Below are 18,567 nucleotides of genomic sequence, written 5' to 3' on the forward strand. Positions count from 1 at the left end.
TCAGCTCTCCGATCCGGCGTTGCGGTGGCGCTCCGCGTAGGGGTCGGCCGCGGCTCCCTTCGGAGCCTCCTCCTCCAGTTCCCTTCTGACGGTCTGGAGGTCCTTCCGGGCCTGCTCGCCGATCGAGGGGTATCGGGGGTCGATCTCCCCGAGGGTGTGGACGAGGACGGCCGCGGCGCAGACCCGGGCGAACCACTTGCGGTCGGCCGGGACCACGTACCAGGGCGCCCACTCGGTGCTGGTGGCCGACAGCATCTCGGAGAACGCGTGCTGGTAGTCGTCCCAGCGCTGCCGCTCCCGGACGTCGGCGGCGGAGAACTTCCAGTTCTTCTCCGGGCGGTCGATGCGCTTGAGGAAGCGCACGCGCTGCTCCTCCTTGGAGAGGTTGAGGAAGATCTTCACCACCTTGAAGCCGTTGTCGGCCAGATGCCTCTCCCAGTTGTTGATCTCCCGGTAGCGCCGCTCCCAGATCCCCGCGCCCCGCGCCGAGTCCGGCAGCTTCTGCCGGTCCAGGACCTCGGGGTGCACCCGGGCGACGAGGACCTCCTCGTAGTGGGAGCGGTTGAAGACCGCGATGTCACCGCGGGCGGGCAGCCATTTGGCGTACCGCCACAGATAGTCGTGGTCCAGTTCCTCGGCGGACGGCACCTTGAAGCTGGTGACGGTCACCCCTTGCGGGTTCATCCCGCTCATCACATGGCGGATCGTGCCGTCCTTGCCCCCGGCGTCGAGCGCCTGGAGGCAGAACAGCACGCCGTAGGTGTCCTGGGCGGCCAGCCGCGCCTGGTACTCGGCGAGCAGCGCAACCCCCGAGGCGAGCAGTTCGGGGCTGTCCTTCTTCTTCAGCCGGGACTTGTACCGGGTGTCGTAGTCCTCGGCCAGGTTCACCTCGGTCCCCGGGGGGACCCGCAGCGGTTCGACGAACTCGGCGACGCGCACAAGACGCTCGTCCCCGCCGGGTACCGGCTTCCCGTCCGTCCGCGGCCGCCCGCCGGCCTTCGCCTTCCCGCCCCTCTTCGGCTTCTTCTGCGCCATCGCCGACCAGCCTTCCGTGCCGCCCCGCGCCGACGTGGGGAGGTACTGCCACGGTCCGGCGAGGGGTACGGCGCGTCAAACGCACAACGGCCGTTCGCCTGACGGTGCGGGGTATCCGGCCCGGGGTGCCGTGGCCGGCTCGGCGACGGTACGGAGAGTACGGTCGCGCGGTGCCCCCTTCGTTCCCGGCGCCCCGTCAGGGACTCGGGCCGGCGGCACGGGCCCGGATGCCCGGGGCGGGGCGACCGCGCCTCCACCCGGTGCGGTACGGGGATCGGGGGCCGGCCCTATGCCTGGCGCCGGTGGTCCGCCGGGTCCCACACCCGGTGGCACGTACGGCATTCCAGCATCCCGTCCAGCCGGTCGTCGCTGACCACGGTCCGCACCCGGAAGCCTCCGCACTGGGGACAGTTACGGCCGCTGCGGTTGACCCAGCGGGGCGAGGGACGCCAGGTGGACAGGAGGTAGACCACTCCCACCGCCACGAGCAGCAGTGCCGCGAGCAGGACCACACCCAGCACAGACATACCTCCTGCTCACGGATCTCCGTCCGTCGCATCGTAGCGCCGAGGCCGACGCCGACGACCGCCGAGGTGCGTCCGGCTGGGCGGCCCGCCCTCAGCGGCCGGGGCGCCGGCCCGGCCGCTCCAGGTCGGCCGGGAGAAGCTGCTCGGTGAGCAGACGCCGGACCCTGGCGTCACGGTCGGGTGCGGCCAGCCAGGAGTCGAGGATCCTCCAGCCGTGGAAGTAGCCGAGTACGTACAGGGCCATACCGGTCGCCTTCAGCGAGCCCAGCGCGGCCTCGTTCTCCGCGTCGCCGGTCAGCGCCCAGCGGGACAGATAGCCGGCCAGCTCCTTGTCCGGGCGGCCCTCGGCGGCCATGAACGCGGTGTTGGCCCAGACGCCGAACAGGATGTTCTGTGCGCGGTGGACGCCGGCGAAGTCGCTGCCGTCCGGGGCGATGCCCTGTTCGGCGAGGACGTTGTCGGTGAGCCATGCCTGCGCCTCGTCGCCGGGGAAGACGATGCCCTGCGCATGCAGGCCGAGACCCTCGCTGATCACGAAGGAGGGGGCGAGCATAAACCTGACCTGCTGGTCGAGGAGGCCCTGTTCCTCGACGAGCGAACGCTCCTTGAGCAGTGACTCGGCGATATGCCCGGGGTGCCCCTCGTGGGCGACCACGTACAGCAGATCGGCCAGATTGAAGGGCAGGTCCCTGTTGATGTGGATGGTGGACCGGAGGTCGCCCTCGTAGTCGCCTGCCGCCCGGAAGTGCGCGCCGGTCACCAGTCGGCACCGCACCACCTCGTCCGCCGGAAGGGGGATGACGGCGCTGGTCCGCCGACGGGTCTCGGCGACGGCGCGCTCGACGAGAGCGGGCAGCCGGTCCAGGCGTCCCGGCGGGAGTGTGTGGGCTGCCTGCCAGGTACGCAGCCGGTCGGCCAGCGAGGCCCCGGGCCGCCTCGGCAGCGCGGCGTCCAGCAGGGCGTGCGCCTCCTCGAATGTCTCCTCCGGCAGCCATCGCGCCGAAACCCCGAGACACGCGCGGGCGTACTCCGTCAGCGGCAGTTCCTCCCCGGACAGCCGCCGGGCGACCGCCCGCAGCGCCTTCACCTGGGCCGTCAGATAGCGGGAGCGCTCCGGTGCGAAGGGCATGTCCCCGATCAGCGCGTCGGCGTCATCGGCAAGCCGCCCGGCCGGGGGCGGATCCTCCTTCGCCACCCGGTCGCGCCACTCCCGCGGCCCCCGGTAGATGAGCACGGTGCCCGTGGTGCTCCCCACCGTCCTCAGGTTCACGCGCAGTGCCAGCAGGGCATAGTCGCGGAGCCACTCCCGCGGTGTCACCGTCATCGGTCCTCCCGAACCTCGATATCGGATACGACGCGAAGCTAGCTGTACGGTGGGCCGTACAACGTACGGAAGGGATACGGAGTGACTCGCCCACGCCCGCCGGCGGTCTGGTTCGCCGAAGAGAAGCCGCCCCGCAAGCCCCGGCTGTCCAGAGAACGGATCACCCGGGCCGCCGTGGCGCTGCTGGACGCCGACGGTGTGGAGGGACTGACCATGCGGCGCCTCGCGGCCCGCCTGGACGCCGGTGCCATGTCGCTGTACGAGTACGTCGGCGGCAAGGAGGATGTGCTCGACCTCGCGGTGGACGAGGCCGTCGCCGAGATCGGGCTCACCGGCACGGCCGGCCTGACCTGGCGTGAGGCCCTGACCAGACAGCTGATCGAGAGCAGACGCGTCATGCGGAGGCACCCGTGGCTGCCTGCCCTGATGTCCACCCGCCCACTGCTCGGTCCCCATGCCCTCGCCGGCTCCGAGTTCTTCTACTCACTGCTCCAGGGGGCCGGGCTGGAAGGCCCCCGGCTCACCGCCGCCGTCGGATCCCTGACCTACTACGTCCAGGGGTACGCCGCCACGGAGAACAGCTGGCGCACCCTGCACCGTGCCCCTGACACGGAGGCCGATGTGCGCGGCCGGGCGCAGGAGTACATCGACCGCCGGAAGGAGCTCTACCCGACGCTGGCCCGGCACGCCGAACTCGGCAACGACGATTTCGACGGCTCGTTCGCACTCGGTCTGCACACCATCCTCGACGGGATCGAGGCCCAGCTCGGTACTTAGCCGGGACTCTCCCGGCATGTCGCGGCCCCCGGACACCGGCCCCCTGCCGGCGTCGTCCGCTCGCCGCCGTACGGCTTTCGAAGGAGTACGGCCCCGGGGCTCACCCTCAGCCTCCCTGCGCACGCCCTCGGAGAGGGGCGACGCTCACCGCCTGCTCACGGGCACAGTGGGCGTCCTGACGAAGCTCCCCGCCGCCACTGGACCTCAACCGCACTTGACTTTCTAGGGTCGCCCCAGTCCGCAACACCAGGAAAGGGGGCGTGCCTTGAGCACAGCCAACCCGGTCACCCCGTCACGGTCCAGCCCGTCCATGACACTCGTCGTCGTACTGCTGGGGGTCTTCGTCGTACCCATGTCCATCTCGGGGGCGGCCGTCGCACTGCCCGGCATCGGGAAGGACCTGGACACCTCGGGCGCACCACTGATGTGGGTCGTGAACATCTACAACCTCCTCTTCGCGGCCATCACCCTGGTCGCGGGATCACTCTCCGACCTCTTCGGACGGCGGCGGATCTTCGTCATCGGCGGCGGGCTGTTCGCCGCGGGATCGCTGGCGAGCGCCCTGGCCCCGCACATCATCGTGCTCGACCTGGCCCGCGCGGTGGCCGGCACCGGCGCCGCCGGCGTCCTCGCCAGTTCGGGAGCCATCCTGGCGACCACCTTCGACGGGGCGGCGCGGACCCGCGCCTTCGCCGCGATGGGCACGGCCGTCGGCATCGGGATCGCCTTCGGGCCCACCCTTTCGGGCTGGCTGGTCGGGGGCCTCGGCTGGCGTGCCGGTTTCCTCTTCTACGTCGTGGTCCTCGCCGTGATGCTGGTCGGCAGCGTCACCATCGCCGAGTCCCGGGCACCGGAGCGGCCGCGCGTCGACGCCCCGGGCGTCATCACCTTCGTCCTCGGTCTCGCGCTGGTGATGACCGGTCTGGTCCAGGGCCCCGAGAGCGGCTGGGGCCATCCGCTCATCATCGCGTCGCTGGTCCTCGGCCCGGCGCTGCTCTGGGTCTTCGTCGTGGTGGAGCGCCGCAGCGACCACCCCGTCCTCGATCTGAGCCTGCTCAAGAACCGCCGCTACACCGCCTGGTGTGCCGGCACGCTGATCACCTCCATCGGATTCGTCGGCACACTCACCTTCCTGCCGACGTACTTCCAGGGCGCGAGCGGCGCCTCGGCGACCCAAGCGGGTGTGACCATGCTCCTGATGACCGTGCCGGTGCTCGTCGCACCGCAGGCGGGCGGCTGGCTGATCACCCGCGGCGTCTCCGCACGGGGCCTGATGGGGACCGCGCTGCTGCTGATCGCGGCGGGCAGCGCCTGGCTGACCGTCCTGCGGCCGGGGATCGGTTCGCTCGAACTGCTCGGTCCGCTGGCGCTGATCGGCATCGGCATGGGTGTCTCCTTCGGCATCACCGACGGCCAGGCCATGAGCCAGGTCGAGCCGGAGCGTGCGGGCATGGCCGCGGGCTTCCTCAACACCGTCCGCGGCGGCGCGGAGGCCCTGGTCCTGGCGGTCTTCGGATCGCTGCTGGTCAGCCTGGTGCAGAGCCGGGTCGGCTCCGGCCATCTGGCCGAGGAGATCACGGCGGGCCATCTTCCCGGCGGCCCCGGACAGAGCGTCCTCGCCGGCCACTTCACCAGCGCCTGGCACATCGCGCTCTGGTGGGTCGCCGGACTGTGTGTCGTCGGTGCCGCCCTGGTCGTGGCCATGCTCTCCGGGTCTCCCGCGCCCCGTCCGTACAAGGACGAGGAGTACAGCCGGAAGACGACCGCCGGCGCCGGGCGCCAGCACGTCTGACCTGCTACCGGGCAGGGCGGCGGCCTCCCGGGGCCGCCGGCCCCGCCCCGCTCTCCCGGTCCTCCGCGCGGGGACCGGCCGCGGCACGCGCTGCTCGCGGGTGCCGGCGTACAGCTGAGCCCGGGCCCATCAGGGGCACAGGGCGGAAGTTGCCCGCTCGGACATCGGGAAGGAAAGGGGTGTACGGGAGGACGTGAGGCGACCGGAAACGTGGGCGGGCGCTGCTCGGTGAGGTGGGCGCCACCAACCCGGGCGGACGGATCCCCGGACCTCTTGTCCCTTGACCTTGCCCGCGGGGGAAGGCCGACGCTGTCGGCGGTGACCACATCCGGCGGACCGAGCCCCCTCGGCCCCGGCCGGACCCCGACAAGAGGAGCCCGCATTGGATGACGACCCCCTCCTGACGGAGCAGCAGGCCTACTACAGGGCCGGCGCGGCCGAGTACGACCGGCCCTACGCGGAGCGCGGGCATCTGCGGGAGCTGCTGACCCTCGTCGATGAGCTCCCGATCGCCGGGGACGTACTGGAACTGGCCTGCGGTACGGGCCAGTGGACCCCGCTGCTGGCCGCCGGGGCGCGTTCCGTGACGGCCGTCGACGCGTCGGCCGAGGTGCTGGCCCTGGCCCGTGCGCGTACCGCGTCCCCGAGCGTGCGGTTCATCCAGGCGGACCTGTTCACGTGGCGGCCGCCACGGCGGTACGACACCGTGTTCTTCGCCTTCTGGCTCTCCCATGTTCCACCGGCACGGCTGCCCGGCTTCTGGAACAGCGTCGCCGGCGCGCTTTCGCGGGGCGGCAGAGCGATCTTCATCGACGACGGCCCCACCGCTGCCGCGGACGAGGAGATCCTCGCGGATCAGCCCGCCCCCGCGGTGCTGCGCCGGCTCGGCGACGGCAGCCGGTACCGCGTCGTCAAGGTGTTCCACGACGCCCGGACACTCACGGAGGACCTGACGGCCCTGGGGTGGTCGGTCCGCCTGCGGACCCTGGGAACACACTACGTCGGCGTCGCGGAACCACCGGCCGGTCCCGGGACCTGAGGGGCCGCCGGAGTAGTGTGCTGTCCCCGACGGCGTCGGCGGAGAACGGCTCCGCCGCCTGCCGGACGGCCGCCGTCGACGCGGGGTTCGGGATCAGCCCCCGCGGCGGGAGCGGGCGAGAGCCGTACCGCCGAGGACCAGCCCGATCAGCCCGACCAGCAGGGCCACAAAGGCACCGCCGCGCCCGTTGCCGGTGCCGATGCCGCTGTCGGAGGTGGCCACGACCAGTCCCCCGAGGCCGATGGCGATCACACCCGCCGTCAGGGCCACGGTGGTCCCCAGCCGTCCGGAGCCGGTGCCGAAGCGACCGGCGGGACGCGCCAGAGCCATTCCGCCGACGACAACGCCGATCAGCCCCACCGAGGTGGCAACGAGGGCACCGATTCGCCCTGCGCTCATGTCGGCGACACCGGCTGCGGCGGGCTGGACCGCGAGGTGAGCGGCGACCGGTGCGGCAAGCACACGTCGGACTGACATGAGGTGCTCCTTCTGCTCCTGCGACTGACGGAGTCCGATCCTGTCGGCCGGACCCGCCCCCCGTCGTCCGGCATACGCGGGCAGTTCGCACTGCCGCCGCGGCCGCACCCGGCTACCGCGGACACCGCAGCGGCCGCGGACGTACCGCGTGCGCGGTAGTCACCGGCTCGTCCGGGAGCAGGACTCGGCCCCCCTCCCGATCCGGTTAGGGTGCGCGCATGAGTACAGGACGGTTCGGTGTCCGGACCGGTGTCGGAGACTGGGCCATCGCCGTCGGCGTGGCCGCGGCCCTGCTGGTCACGGGGCTCTCCGGACGGCACTCCACCACCAACCTCGATCTCCTCGGCTACGCGCTGCTGGTGGCCGGAGGTCTGACGCTCTCCGCGCGCCGCCGCGCGCCCGTTCCCGTGCTGGCCGCCACCGGGCTGAGCGCCTGGGGTTATCAGTCGGCCGGTTTCGATGTGCCGGCCGTCGCGTTTCTGTTCGCGGTGTACGCGGCCGTACGGGAAGGCCACCGCGCGCTGACCGTGACGGCGAGCGTGACCATGCTGGCAGCCCTTCCCCTCGCCGCTCTGGCGTCGGGCACACACGACACGGGCGAGGCGTTCGCCCAGGCCCGGGGCGCTCTCGAAATGGCCTGGCTGATCGCCGCCGGCGCCGCGGGTGAAGCGCTGCGTCAGGCCGAGCGGCGGGCGGACGAGGCCGAGCGCACCCGGGAGGAGACGGCACGGCACCGTGCCGACGAGGAGCGGCTGCATATCGCGCGGGAGCTGCACGACTCGCTCACCCATCAGATCTCGATCATCAAGGTGCAGTCCGAAGTCGCCGTCCATGTGGCCCGTAAGCGCGGCGAACAGGTGCCCGAGGCCCTGCTGGCGATCCAGGAGGCGGGGCGTGAGGCGACCCGGGAACTGCGTGCGACGCTTCAGGCGCTGCGTGACGACGAGCTGACCCCGCCGCACGGGCTCGACGACGTCCCGGAACTGGTGGCACGGACCCGGCTGACCGGTCTGGACGCGAGTCTGACGATCGAGGGACGGGGTCAGGACGTCCCGGCCGCGGTGGGCCGGACCGTCTACCGGATCGTTCAGGAGTCGCTCACCAACATCGCCCGTCACGCGGACGCCGCGACGGCGTCGGTCCGTATCGACTGCCGTCCCGACGCCCTGACCATACGGGTCGACGACGACGGCAGGGCCGCGCCCGGCGCCGCACCGGCACCCGGTGTCGGGCTGCTCGGTATGCGCGAACGCGTCACCGCCCTCGGTGGCCGGCTGAGCGCGGAGCCGCGCGGCGGGGGCGGCTTCACCGTCCAGGCCGAACTCCCCGTGGACCGGGCCCCGTGATCCGTGTCCTGCTGGTCGACGACCAGCCGCTCATCCGCAGCGGATTCCGCGCGCTCCTCGACCTCGAGGACGACATCGAGGTGGTGGCCGAGGCCGCCGACGGCCAGGAGGCTCTGGCCCTCGCCGGGGAGCACCTGCCCGACATCGCCCTCATCGACGTCCGGATGCCGGTCGTCGACGGCATCGAGGCGACCCGGCGCATCGCCGCGGACCCGGCCCTGTCCCGGGTGCACGTCGTCATCCTGACCAACTACGGCCTGGACGAGTACGTCTTCGAGGCACTGCGCGCCGGCGCCGCGGGTTTCCTCGTCAAGGACATCGTGCCGGAGGACTTCCTGCACGCGGTACGCGTCGCAGCCCGCGGTGACGCGCTGCTCGCGCCCTCGATCACCCGCAAGCTCATCAACCGGTATGTCACCCAGCCGCCCGACACGGGTGCCGGCACACGGCTGGAGGAGCTGACCAACCGCGAACGCGAGGCCGTCGTCCTGGTCGCGCGGGGTCTGTCCAACGACGAGATCGCCCAACGGATGGTGATCAGCCCGATGACCGCGAAGACCCATGTCAACCGGGCCATGACCAAGCTCCGCGCCCGTGATCGCGCGCAACTCGTCGTCCTCGCCTACGAGTCCGGGCTGGTGACCCCTCGTCACTCCTGATGTGCGAACGGTCCGGGCACCCCGCGCCGCCCGGCCGGGGCTCGCCGAGCGGCGCGGGCGGGACCTCACACCGTCCCGAGTACCGCCCGCCGCCCGGCGCCGGTGCGGTCGCCGACGGTGTGTCAGTGGTGGTGGCCGTGCCGGCCGAGGGTCTTCACGGGGGTCGCGCCGGGGCGGGTCCACTGCGGCACGGGGCGGCTGGTCGGGCCCCAGGTGGCGTTCCCGTCCGCGTCCGAGCGCCAGTACCAGCACGGGCCGCGCCCCTCGGGCCGGCCCTCGGGGTTGTCCTCCCACGTCTCGCCGCGGCCGTAGGGCGTCATGTCGAGCAGGCCGAAGGACGCGTTGACCGGCTCGTTCCCACGGCCCGTCGTGGAGTAGGTCAGGAACGCGCGGTCGCCGTCACGCAGAAAGCCGGTGAGGGAACCCATGCTGCGGCCGACCGGCGCCGCCACATCCCGCACCGAGTACCAGGGCTGGGTGTAGCCCATGAACTCGACATAGGGGGCCACCTCGTCCCAACGGCCTGTGGTCAGGATGGCGAACGAGACTCCGCGGGCGTTGAGATAGACGGCGTCCCTGAGGTGCCAGGCCGTGGTGGTGCAGCCCTCGCACTGACCCTGGTGCGGCGCGCCGTCGTGCCACATGTGCTTGTAGACCATGAGCTCGTCGCGGCCCTGGAACAGATCCAGGAAGGGGACCGGGCCGTCGGCTCCGACGACCTCGACCGTCCCGTCGAACTCCACCATCGGCAGCCGGCGGCGGGCCGCGGCGAGGGCGTCGCCCTCATGGGTGTGGGCCTTCTCGCGGACCAGCAGTTCGTCACGGGCGGCCTGCCAGGTGGCCATATCGACCACGGGCGGCCGGCCGGGCGGCGCGGTGGTCGGTTCGTCCGGCGTGGTCGGCATGGTGTCCTCCGGGGTGTGTTGTGCCGGACGGCCGGTCCGGCGTACTGCGACGGTCTCCGGAACAGACTCGCGACCGGAGAGGAACTCATCGGTTCCCCTCGGCGGATTGCCGAACGCAAGTGGCCGGATATTCCCGGAGTTGTCCGTCCCGCCGGTTCGCCGGAACCGGTCCGAGTTCCGGAGCGCGCCCGGGCAGCCGGGCGTCGTCACCCGGCCGCGTACACAAACCACGGGCCCTCCGCGCGAAGGAAGTGACGCAGGGACCCGCCCGGCCCCGCGACAGGGATTCCCCCTGGCCGGTGTCAGCCCATGAGAGGCCAGATCTGGAACCCGCAGATACCGTCGACGACGATTTCCGGCGCCCCTGTCTCCTGATACTGCCTCAGCGCCGTGGTCGTCTCAGGACCGAAAACCCCGTTGACGGGTCCGGGATCGAACCCCTGCCGTCGCAGGCACCGCTGGAGCAGGGCCACGGCTCCACCCGTGTCCCCCTCACTGATCACGGGTACCCCCTGGAGATCCTCCGCCGGGAGCGCGTCCCACGTGTCCGGACCGACGACTCCATCAGTGGGAAGGCCGTGCGCGGCTTGGAAGTTCTTGACGGCGGTGGCGGTCTCCGGTGTAAACCCGCCATTGACGGGTCCTCCATAGGCCCCTTCTCGACGAAGTACGCGTTGCAGCAGCTCAACGATGCTGTTGGGACCTGGTTGCTCGATTCCTGGTATTCCTCCAGGGAGGGTGTGATACGGCAGCATCTCCATCCTCCATGCGGCGCTGTGGTTCACCCCTTCTCCCAGCATGTCACCGCGGATCGAGGTGCGCATATCGCGAGGGTGGAGTCCCGTTCGTTGTTTCCCCTTCCACAACTTCCTGCCGAGAACAGGACATGGATTCCGGTGACATTCCGTCAGGGCCGATGGCGCCTCCGGTGGAATTCCCGGGTTCCCCGCTTCCTCCGGGCGGAACCGGTGGACCGTGTACGGCGCCTCGGGGGTGGGTGCCCGCGGCCGTCCCCGGCTCCTCACCCACCGGCCGGTCCACGGCCCCGGCCGATCCACCGCCCCGGCCGGTTGCCCGCGCGGGCCGCACCCGGCCCGTCGCGGTCCCCCGGCCCTTCGGCCGAGCGCCTCAGGCTCCGGCCGGCGGGCCCGTCACCTCCAGCAGCTGGGTCTTGTGCGAGGCACGGGGCAGGGTGCCCGCGGCCACGACCGTGACCTGCGGCCGGATACTCAGTCGCTGGTGCATGGCCGCCGCGAAACCGGCCGCGAGGTCCTCGTACCGGGACGGCTCGGTGCCGGGGCCCGCCTCGACGGTGACGCGCAGCGGGGGAACGACCCGCGGCGGCGGCTGGTCGAGGACGATGCGCAGTTCGCCGGAGAGGTCGGGGACGAAGGACGCCGCCACGTCCTTGACCGCGCCGGGGTAGACCTTGACCCCCTTGACGATGAGCAGGTCGTCGACCCGGCCGATCACCTTGATGCGCTCGCCGCTGCGGCCGCAGGCGCAGGGGCCGGTGAAGACCTGGTACATGTCGCCGACCGAGTAGCGGAACGGCGGGGCCGCCTGCCAGCGCAGCGCGGTCTTCACCCGTTCGCCGACCGCTCCGTCGGTGACGCGGACCCGTTCCTTGGTGGCGGGGTCGATGAGCTGGGTCGTCACGGCGTGGTCGGCGCCGAGGACATGCATGCCCTGGTACTCGTCCGCGTCGCAGGAGACATTGATGACCCCGTGGACTCCGCCGAGGATGTCGTGGACGCGGGCCCCGCCCCAGCCCTCGGAGAGCTTGCGCCGTACGGCGGGCAGTCCGGCTCCCGGTTCACCGGCGCAGAGCAGGATCTCGACGCCGAGATCCGCGGCGGGACGGCCGAGGACCTCGGGGGCCCGTTCGATCAGATGCTCGGCGTAGCTGGGGGTGCAGGCGAGAACGCGGGGGCGCATGATGCCGATCAGGCGCAGCAGCTTGACCGTTCCGGATTCGGCGCCGACGGCGACGGTGCGCATCCCGGCGGTCTCCAGCGCGCGGACGAGGGGAACCCCCGCGAGGTACATCGACAGTCCACCTGGTGGAGCCCCCGGCCGGACGGGACCTCACGCTCGATGTCCGCAAGCGCTTCCCGGGCGTCCTGGTCCTCAATCCGTCGACCCCCGCCGACCGGCCCACGGGACCGGAGGATCTCCCCCTGATCGACGACGGCACCACGGACGTCCTGGCCTTCGGCGCCCTGTTTCCAACCCCGACCTGCCCCGCCGCCTTGCCGCAGGGGGCCCTTTCCAGTCCCCCGACCGGGGCACGTTCTACGGGGGCGGCGACCGGGGCTACACCGACTACCCGCCGCTGCCCTGACGCCCTGACGAGCCTGAAGCGGGCCGGCCGCCGACTGCGGCCGGCCGGCTTCAGTCAGCCGCCCTGGCGGTACAGCAGCCGGCCGAGCAGCTCCGCACGTGTGTGGACACCGAGTTTGGTGTAGATCGATTTGAAGTGGTGCTTGACCGTGTGTGCGCTGATGACCAGGTCGGCCGCGATCTCGCTGTCCCGGTGACCGGCGAGCGCGCGGGTGGCGATCTCGACCTCGCGCGGGGTGAGCAGCGCCAGTTGGGCGGGGCTGACGGTGTGTGAGGATCCGCTCCGCTCGGCGATCACCGACACGATCACATCCGGCTGGCTCGGCAGCCGCTGCGAGGTGACCGTGAGCTGCGGCCCCGCCCCGGGGCCCTGGCCGGGGTTCCAGGAGCAGACCGCCACCCCGTCGTCGCAGTCGAGCAGCCTCTCGAACTCCGGGCGGGCGTCCCCGAGCCGTTCCAGCAGGGTGAGCGCGGGTGCGTTGAATCGGCGGCGGGCCAGCCCCAGATCGGTCAGCACCACCGGGGTACCGCACCGGTCCAGCGCCTCCGTCAGCGAGGTGCGCTCGCGCTCGGCCGAGGCGCTGCCGCGGATCGCGGACACGGCGATGCCCAGCACCGTGGCCGCCACATGAGCCGCCTCGCGGTCCTCCTCGGTGAACTCCGGCTGTTCGTCCCGCCGGGCGAGGTTCAGGGTTCCGGCGATCTCGCCGCCGACGACCAGGGGGGCGCAGAGCACCCGTGCCATGGCGTGCGGAGCGAACACCTCGTGCACGACCGGGAGCTTCAGCCACTCCTCCCGGGGCATCAGCGAGTCGCTGTCGTAGACCTTGCGGTCGCGCAGGGCGTTCTGGACGATCGGATCCTGGTCGCGGCCGAAGCGTTCGTAGCTGCGTACGTAGTAGTTGCCCAGGCCCCGGACCTCGGAGGCGATGGGTCGCCCGGTCGTGTGGTCGTGGAGATAGACGCCGGCGGCAAAGGAGCCGAGCCGGGCCGGTGCCTCGTCGAGGAAGCGGTCCAGCAGCCGCTCGACGGAGGGCGAGGTGACCAGCTCGGCGACGAGCACGGGAGGCAGTGACCGGACCGGTTCCGTGAGGGCCTTGTCCATGGCGTCCTCCGCTCTGGATTCCGCTCCGGCTCCGCCCGCAGCGGCGGGCCCGCGCGGTGGCGGGGGTCCAAAGGAGCGAGGATCCCACCTTCCACGACGGCGGCCGGGGGCGTCAACCACCGGGGTCTGCTGAACGGACCGCCCGCCCGGGGCCGGGCACGAGGGGGCGGTGCCATGTGATCGCCATGACCCCGCCCGTCCCGGCCACCGACGGGGCACGCGGCCGCGCCGCGTACCCCGTACCACGCCCGTACGACCCCCGTATCGCCCCCGGCCCGCCCCGTTCGCGGGCCGGTCCCGTACGAGGGTGGCCCCCGCGGCCGCACGCACCGGCTTCCGGAGGCCCGGCCCGCCGGGCCGACAGCGCCATGACGACGACACCGCCGGCCCGCCCCGGATACGGGACCGGCCGGCGGTGGGCGCTCCGGTGTGCGCGGGGCCGTCAGCCGGTCAGTCGGCCGCGGACGAAGAGCAGGGCGTCCCGGCCCGGGTCGGTGGCCAGTGCCGCCACCTGCCCGATCAGCATCCAGTGGGAGTTGTTGCGCTGTGTCCCCGCGAGACGGCACTCGAACCGCGCCACCGTCCCGCTGAGCAGTGGTGCTCCGAGTGACCCGGTCCGGTGATCCGTCCGCGCGAACTTGTCCGGGTCCTTCGAGGCGAACAGCCGGGCCGTGGAGGCCTGACCGGCGGCGAGCACGTTCACGGCGAACACTCCCGAGCGTTCGATCGCGGACCGGGTCCGGGAGGTGGCCGCCAGGCAGACCAGTACCTGAGGCGGTTCCAGGGTGAGCGAGGTGAAGGCGTTGACGGTGCTGCCGTACAGCTTTCCGCCGTCGGCCGTGGTGACGACCACGACGCCGGTGGGGAACTGCGCGCAGGCCGAGCGGAACGCGTCGGAGTCGAGCAAGGGCGGCGGCTCCAGATACGGGTCGGGAGGGGCGGTGCGGGTCATGACGCCGTACGCAGGGCCGGTGCCCGGCCCGGGTCGAGCCCCATCGAGATCAGCCCCGCCATCTCCGCGCACGCCAGGGAGTTCGGCGGCATGATGGGGCCGGTCATGGCGTCGCGGAGCATCAGCTCGTACCCCCGTTCCCGCATGAGCGAGCTGAGTCCGCCCGCGGTGGTGCCGAGCGTGGAGACGGTGTGGATCGCCGTGCCCAGCATCAGCTTCGCCCGCAGGAACGCGGCACAGGTCGGCAGGCTGGGCCCGCTGTTCTCGTCGGCCTCCCACGCGGCGTGGTACATCATCAGCCGCGCGGCCTCGATCTGGGCGGCGATGTGCCCCATGGAGCTGCTGACGGTCGGGTGGTATCCCATCGGCTGGGCGAAGCCCTTGGCCGTCCGCTTCCCGAGGGCGTCCTGGAGCCAGCGCGCCATGGCCTCGGCGACGCCCAGATAACAGCCGGTGTACCCGCCCCAGGAGATATGCGCCTGGGCCACGATCCAGTTGCCCAGGAAGTCGTCGAACTCGCACAGGACCAGTTCGTCGGGCACGAACGCCCCCGCGATCCGGACCTGGTTGCTGCGGGTGGCGCGCATTCCCAGCGTGTCCCAGTCGTCGGTGACGGTGACCGCGCCGGAATCGTCCTGGCGTGTCGGCATCAGGAAGCCGACCACATGGGCCGGGTCGTCCGACCACTCGGGGTGGGCGAACATAAAGGCGTAGTCGCTCGCCTCCCACAGCGACGCGAACATCTTGGTGCCGCTGATCTCCAGCCCTCCGGTGACCCGGCGGGCCGAGAGAGTCGGCACATAGGTGGCGGGCAGCAGGCTCGACGCGGACGGCTCGGAGAGCGGCGCGCAGATCAGGGCGCCGTCCCCCACCACCAGATCGGCGACCCGTTTCCTCGCCTCGGCCGGTACGGCGTCGAGGGTGGAGATGATCCGGGTGGCCACGTAGTGCATATTGAAGCCGAGGGCCGTGGAGGCGTCGCCCTGGGCGAGCGCTTCGACGGTGGCGAGCCACTGGGTGGTCCGCGCCCCGAGGCCGCCGAGTTCGCGCGGGATCGCGACGCCGTAGAGCCCGGAGTCCCGCAGGAGCGCGAGGTTCTCGGTCGCGGTGGTGCGGTCGCGGTCGTGTTCGCGGGCGCGGGGGGCGAACTCGGCGGCGAGGCGAGCGCCCAGTTCGGCCAGTTCCCGGCTTTGTTCGTCGAGTCCGAAGTGCATGGTGTCTTCTCTCCCTGGTTGTCGGTCCGTGGGGTTCCCGGATCCGGATCGAGGGGTGTGTCAGGTCCACATCGGGGGGCGGGTGGTGTCGAGGCTGGTGTGTACGACCTTGGTCGCGGTGTACTCCAGGAGGGTGGCGGCGGCGCCCTCGCGGCCGAAGCCGCTGGCCTTGACACCACCCTGCGGCTGGCCGAGCGGGGTCGCGAACCAGGTGTTGATCCAGACCATCCCCGAGTCGAGCCGGTCGGCGAGCCGGTACGCCCGGGCGAGATCCGCGCTCCACACCCCGTTGGCCAGTCCGAACGCGACGTCGTTGGCCCGCTCGACGACCTCGTCCTCGTCGGTCCACGCCTCGACGGTGAGGACGGGTCCGAAGAACTCGGTGCGGGATGCGCTCGTCGTACCGCCGGGCGACGCCAGGACGGTGGGCCGGTAGTAGCTGCCGCCGGCCAGTTCGCCGGACATCTCGGGGACAACGCCGCCCGCGCGGAGTTCGGCCCCCTCGGACACGGCGGTCCGGACCAGCGCGGCGACCGCGTCACGGTGGCGGGCCGTCACCAGCGGACCCAGTTGGGTGGCCGGGTCGAGGGCGTCTCCCACGGTGATCGCGCCGGCGCGGGCGCTGATCCGTTCCAGCATGTCGCCGTACAGGTCGCGGTGCACCAGAAGCCGGGAGGAGGCGAAGCACACCTCCCCGTTGGCCGCGAAGATGCCGGTGAGCACATCCTCGGTGACGGTGTCCGGATCGGCGTCCGGGCACACCACCATCGACCCCTTGCCGCCCAGCTCCATCAGGGCGGGCACCAGCCGGTCCGAGACGTCGCCGAGGATGCGCCGCCCGGTCTCCGTACCCCCGGTGAAGCTCACCTTGGCCACGCCCGGGTGCGTCACCAGGGCCCGGCCGACGTCGTTGCCGAAGCCGGTGACCACATTGACGACACCGGGCGGCAGCAGGTCCTGGACGAGGCGGATGAACCGGACCGTGCTGACGGAGGCGAGTTCCGAGGGCTTCACGACCACGGTGTTGCCCGCGGCCAGGGCCGGGGCCAGCTTGTGGGCCACCGAGATCAGCGGCGAGTTCCAGGGGACGATCGCGGCGACGACACCGACCGGCCGGGGTGTGGCGACGACATGGGCGTTCGGGCCGCAGGACACGGTCCGCCCGTGCAGGTCCCGGACGATGCCCGAGAAGAAGCGGAAGATCTCCGCGGCGGTCGGCACATCGATCAGACCGCCTTCGCGCACGGCCCGTCCGTTCTCGGTCGCGAGGAGGGCCGGCCAGTTGTGCGCGTCCTCGGTGAGCCGTTCGGCGACCGCCCACAGCAGGGCCTGCCGGATGTCCGGCGAGGAGTCCCGCCAGGTGGTGAACGCGTTCGCGGCGGCCTCGACGGCCCGGTCCACGTCATCGGTCGTGCCCGCGGCGATATGCGCCCAGACACGGCCGGTGCTGGGGTCGACGGCGGGGAACGTCGGACCGGCCGCGACTTCCCGGCCGCCGATGAGCAGCGGCTGCGGCTCGGTCAGGGTGAGCCGCTCGGTGGTGGGTGCGGTGGCGGCCATGTCAGAGGCCGAGGTGCTGGGAGTGGAACGGGTTGTCGATGCGTATGCGCCACGTGCCGTCGGCCTTGCGGACGAACACATTGCTGTCCACGGCGCCCATCTCCATCGGCTCCCCGTCGGGTCCGGTCCCCGTCAGCTGCCACTCCAGGGCGACCAGGGTGATGTCCCCCGCCTCGACCCGGTGCAGCTCCCGCACCGTCAGCCGGGGCTTGGTGTCGATGAACTGCTGGAGCGCGTTCCGCAGAGCCGGCAGCCCCCGGACGGGCTCCGTCCCCGGAGCGGTCTGGAAGACGGTGTCCTCGTCCCAGCAGGACACGGCGAGATCGAGGTCGCCCGCGTTCATCGCCTCGACGAACAGTTCGTTGAGCTCGGTGACGCTGTTGTGTGAACCCATCGTGACTCCTGCGGTGTGTGGCCTGAATTGCTCACACCGTAGGAGCGGGGCACGGGCGGTCGTATCCCTCCGGAACGGGGTTCCGGCGGCATCCCCCGGCGAGGGGATACGGCTCACGCCGTACGGGCCGAAAGGACCCGGCGCAGGTCCGGGGGCATGACGGAGCAGAGTGGACCGGAGCGGGACGTGGCGGAGGGCGTGCCGGAGCAAACGCGGCGGAGGGCGGGCCGGACGGTCAGCCGCCGCTCATGGCGGCGATCGTCCTGCTGATCCGCCGCCCCGCCATCTCCAGCAGTCCGGTGTACTTGCGCACCTCCGCCCGGAACACGGGCGCGGTCACCGACAGCGCGCCCATGGTGGCCCCCGTGGCACCGACGAGCGGGACGGCGACGCTGAGGTAGCCGACCCGGGTCTGCTCGTACTCCACGGCGCAGCCGGTCTCCCGGGTCCGCGCCAGCTCCTGGAGGAGCAGGCCGGGTGTGCCGACGGTGCGCGGAGTGAGACGCTCCAGCGGAGCGGCGACGACCTCGTCGACGAGGGAGCGCGGGCCGAACGCGAGCAGCACCTTGCCGGTGGCGGTGCAGTGCAGGGGAAGCCGCCCGGCGATCCGCGAGGGCTTCGCGACCTGGCCGTGCCCGGACACCTTCTCCAGGTACAGCACCTCACGGCCGTCGAGCACCGCGAGATGGACGGTCTCGTTGGTGCTCTGGTAGAGGTCCTCCATGTACGGCCGCGCGGCCTCGCGGAGAATGCGCTGCCGGGGTACGCGCTGACCGATCTCGAACAGCCGCATCCCGAGCCGGTAGCCGGAGCCGTGGCGCTCCAGCACACCCCAGCGGAGCAGCTCCTGGGCGAGGCGGTGGACGGACGCCTTCGCCATGCCCGAACGGCGGGTGATCTCGGTGAGGCTGAGGTGTTCGTCGTCGTGCCCGAACGACTCCAGGATGAGCTGGACCTTTCCGAGCACACTCTTCGCGCCCGCGTCGCCGTGCGCACCCGGGCCGGCGCTCTCCGAGCCGTGTTCAGTGATTCCGGACATTTCCGAAGGGTCGGTCAGCGGACCGAGTCCGGTCAAGGGACCGGTTCCGCTGACCGGACCGTACGGATTCCGGCGGCCG

Annotated in this window: 18 protein-coding genes and 1 pseudogene; 6 read left to right on the top strand and 13 right to left on the bottom strand. The window is 71.8% G+C overall.

Annotated elements, in window-relative coordinates:
- The 3 genes from ACIBCM_RS30610 to ACIBCM_RS30620 form a co-directional block, all read right to left on the bottom strand.
- Entirely contained in the window at nt 1-1,035 is a 1,035-nt protein-coding gene (locus tag ACIBCM_RS30610; protein WP_399248882.1) for a polyphosphate kinase 2 family protein, read from the bottom strand.
- A 287-nt stretch (nt 1,036-1,322) separates the two neighbouring features.
- Nucleotides 1,323-1,562 carry a hypothetical protein gene (locus ACIBCM_RS30615; protein ID WP_399248884.1) on the bottom strand — a complete coding sequence of 80 codons (240 nt, stop codon included), beginning with the start codon at nt 1,560-1,562 and terminating at the stop codon, nt 1,323-1,325.
- 91 nt (nt 1,563-1,653) lie between these two features.
- Nucleotides 1,654-2,886: a hypothetical protein gene (locus ACIBCM_RS30620; RefSeq protein WP_399248886.1), complete on the bottom strand. Its 1,233-nt coding sequence runs from the start codon at nt 2,884-2,886 to the stop codon at nt 1,654-1,656.
- 81 nt (nt 2,887-2,967) lie between these two features.
- Between ACIBCM_RS30620 and ACIBCM_RS30625 the strand changes: the two genes are divergently transcribed.
- The 3 genes from ACIBCM_RS30625 to ACIBCM_RS30635 all read left to right on the top strand — a co-directional run bounded on the left by ACIBCM_RS30625 (nt 2,968) and on the right by ACIBCM_RS30635 (nt 6,494).
- Complete coding sequence (locus ACIBCM_RS30625) at nt 2,968-3,663, top strand: TetR/AcrR family transcriptional regulator (RefSeq protein ID WP_399248888.1); 696 nt, start codon at nt 2,968-2,970, stop codon at nt 3,661-3,663.
- Between the two features lie 265 nt (nt 3,664-3,928).
- Entirely contained in the window at nt 3,929-5,455 is a 1,527-nt protein-coding gene (locus ACIBCM_RS30630; RefSeq protein ID WP_399248890.1) for an MFS transporter, read from the top strand.
- Nucleotides 5,456-5,837: 382 nt separating this feature from the next.
- The gene (locus ACIBCM_RS30635; protein WP_399248892.1) at nt 5,838-6,494 is read left to right on the top strand and encodes a class I SAM-dependent methyltransferase; all 657 of its coding nucleotides are present in this window, start codon (nt 5,838-5,840) and stop codon (nt 6,492-6,494) included.
- A 93-nt stretch (nt 6,495-6,587) separates the two neighbouring features.
- On the opposite strand, the gene ACIBCM_RS30640 is transcribed toward ACIBCM_RS30635, so the two are convergent.
- Entirely contained in the window at nt 6,588-6,971 is a 384-nt protein-coding gene (locus ACIBCM_RS30640) for a DUF6223 family protein (protein ID WP_399248894.1), read from the bottom strand.
- 218 nt (nt 6,972-7,189) lie between these two features.
- Here ACIBCM_RS30640 and ACIBCM_RS30645 point away from each other — a divergent pair, with 218 nt between their 5' ends.
- Nucleotides 7,190-8,317 (top strand): histidine kinase, encoded by a 1,128-nt coding sequence (locus tag ACIBCM_RS30645; RefSeq protein ID WP_399248896.1) that lies wholly within the window; start codon nt 7,190-7,192, stop codon nt 8,315-8,317.
- Entirely contained in the window at nt 8,314-8,976 is a 663-nt protein-coding gene (locus tag ACIBCM_RS30650; protein WP_399248898.1) for a response regulator, read from the top strand. The genes ACIBCM_RS30645 and ACIBCM_RS30650 overlap by 4 nt, the downstream gene beginning before the upstream one ends.
- A 122-nt stretch (nt 8,977-9,098) precedes the next feature.
- Here ACIBCM_RS30650 and ACIBCM_RS30655 read toward each other — a convergent pair whose 3' ends face one another.
- The 3 genes from ACIBCM_RS30655 to ACIBCM_RS30665 all read right to left on the bottom strand — a co-directional run bounded on the left by ACIBCM_RS30655 (nt 9,099) and on the right by ACIBCM_RS30665 (nt 11,930).
- Nucleotides 9,099-9,881, bottom strand: coding sequence for a DUF899 family protein (locus tag ACIBCM_RS30655; protein WP_399248900.1), 783 nt, complete (start codon nt 9,879-9,881; stop codon nt 9,099-9,101).
- A 302-nt stretch (nt 9,882-10,183) separates the two neighbouring features.
- A complete protein-coding gene (locus tag ACIBCM_RS30660) occupies nt 10,184-10,705 on the bottom strand; it encodes a peptidoglycan-binding protein (protein ID WP_399248902.1) in 522 nt (173 codons plus the stop codon).
- A 304-nt stretch (nt 10,706-11,009) separates the two neighbouring features.
- On the bottom strand, nt 11,010-11,930 hold the full coding sequence (locus tag ACIBCM_RS30665; protein ID WP_399248904.1) for a phenylacetate--CoA ligase family protein: 921 nt from the start codon (nt 11,928-11,930) through the stop codon (nt 11,010-11,012).
- A gap of 23 nt (nt 11,931-11,953) precedes the next feature.
- Here ACIBCM_RS30665 and ACIBCM_RS30670 point away from each other — a divergent pair.
- A pseudogene (locus ACIBCM_RS30670) lies at nt 11,954-12,225 on the top strand (alkene reductase); the annotation flags it as partial.
- A gap of 54 nt (nt 12,226-12,279) precedes the next feature.
- Here ACIBCM_RS30670 and ACIBCM_RS30675 read toward each other — a convergent pair.
- From ACIBCM_RS30675 to ACIBCM_RS30700, 6 genes are all read right to left on the bottom strand, one after another.
- Entirely contained in the window at nt 12,280-13,329 is a 1,050-nt protein-coding gene (locus tag ACIBCM_RS30675) for a LuxR C-terminal-related transcriptional regulator (RefSeq protein WP_399248906.1), read from the bottom strand.
- A 442-nt stretch (nt 13,330-13,771) separates the two neighbouring features.
- Nucleotides 13,772-14,281, bottom strand: coding sequence for a flavin reductase family protein (locus ACIBCM_RS30680; RefSeq protein ID WP_399248909.1), 510 nt, complete (start codon nt 14,279-14,281; stop codon nt 13,772-13,774).
- Nucleotides 14,278-15,495, bottom strand: a complete 1,218-nt coding sequence (locus tag ACIBCM_RS30685; RefSeq protein ID WP_399248911.1) for an acyl-CoA dehydrogenase family protein — start codon at nt 15,493-15,495, stop codon at nt 14,278-14,280. Before ACIBCM_RS30685 ends, ACIBCM_RS30680 begins: the two co-directional genes overlap by 4 nt.
- Before the next feature lie 60 nt (nt 15,496-15,555).
- Nucleotides 15,556-17,055, bottom strand: a complete 1,500-nt coding sequence (locus ACIBCM_RS30690; RefSeq protein WP_399248913.1) for an aldehyde dehydrogenase family protein — start codon at nt 17,053-17,055, stop codon at nt 15,556-15,558.
- A 1-nt stretch (nt 17,056) separates the two neighbouring features.
- The gene (locus ACIBCM_RS30695) at nt 17,057-17,449 is read right to left on the bottom strand and encodes a YybH family protein (RefSeq protein WP_399248915.1); all 393 of its coding nucleotides are present in this window, start codon (nt 17,447-17,449) and stop codon (nt 17,057-17,059) included.
- 235 nt (nt 17,450-17,684) lie between these two features.
- Nucleotides 17,685-18,488, bottom strand: coding sequence for an IclR family transcriptional regulator (locus tag ACIBCM_RS30700; protein WP_399248918.1), 804 nt, complete (start codon nt 18,486-18,488; stop codon nt 17,685-17,687).
- Between the last annotated feature and the right edge of the window lie 79 nt (nt 18,489-18,567).

Origin of the sequence: Streptomyces sp. NPDC051018, from assembly GCF_044456085.1 — a bacterium.
In the GTDB taxonomy this organism is placed as follows: Bacteria; Actinomycetota; Actinomycetes; order Streptomycetales; family Streptomycetaceae; genus Streptomyces.

What these genes read in the sequence shown, in the direction of transcription:
- ACIBCM_RS30680 (WP_399248909.1), bottom strand. Translation starts at nt 14,281, where the DNA reads ATGACCCGCACCGCCCCTCCCGACCCGTATCTGGAGCCGCCGCCCTTG.
- ACIBCM_RS30700 (WP_399248918.1), bottom strand. Translation starts at nt 18,488, where the DNA reads ATGTCCGGAATCACTGAACACGGCTCGGAGAGCGCCGGCCCGGGTGCG.
- ACIBCM_RS30620 (WP_399248886.1), bottom strand. Translation starts at nt 2,886, where the DNA reads ATGACGGTGACACCGCGGGAGTGGCTCCGCGACTATGCCCTGCTGGCA.
- ACIBCM_RS30695 (WP_399248915.1), bottom strand. Translation starts at nt 17,449, where the DNA reads ATGGGTTCACACAACAGCGTCACCGAGCTCAACGAACTGTTCGTCGAG.
- ACIBCM_RS30690 (WP_399248913.1), bottom strand. Translation starts at nt 17,055, where the DNA reads ATGGCCGCCACCGCACCCACCACCGAGCGGCTCACCCTGACCGAGCCG.
- ACIBCM_RS30615 (WP_399248884.1), bottom strand. Translation starts at nt 1,562, where the DNA reads ATGTCTGTGCTGGGTGTGGTCCTGCTCGCGGCACTGCTGCTCGTGGCG.
- ACIBCM_RS30655 (WP_399248900.1), bottom strand. Translation starts at nt 9,881, where the DNA reads ATGCCGACCACGCCGGACGAACCGACCACCGCGCCGCCCGGCCGGCCG.
- ACIBCM_RS30645 (WP_399248896.1), top strand. Translation starts at nt 7,190, where the DNA reads ATGAGTACAGGACGGTTCGGTGTCCGGACCGGTGTCGGAGACTGGGCC.
- ACIBCM_RS30640 (WP_399248894.1), bottom strand. Translation starts at nt 6,971, where the DNA reads ATGTCAGTCCGACGTGTGCTTGCCGCACCGGTCGCCGCTCACCTCGCG.
- ACIBCM_RS30685 (WP_399248911.1), bottom strand. Translation starts at nt 15,495, where the DNA reads ATGCACTTCGGACTCGACGAACAAAGCCGGGAACTGGCCGAACTGGGC.
- ACIBCM_RS30665 (WP_399248904.1), bottom strand. Translation starts at nt 11,930, where the DNA reads ATGTACCTCGCGGGGGTTCCCCTCGTCCGCGCGCTGGAGACCGCCGGG.
- ACIBCM_RS30660 (WP_399248902.1), bottom strand. Translation starts at nt 10,705, where the DNA reads ATGCGCACCTCGATCCGCGGTGACATGCTGGGAGAAGGGGTGAACCAC.
- ACIBCM_RS30675 (WP_399248906.1), bottom strand. Translation starts at nt 13,329, where the DNA reads ATGGACAAGGCCCTCACGGAACCGGTCCGGTCACTGCCTCCCGTGCTC.
- ACIBCM_RS30610 (WP_399248882.1), bottom strand. Translation starts at nt 1,035, where the DNA reads ATGGCGCAGAAGAAGCCGAAGAGGGGCGGGAAGGCGAAGGCCGGCGGG.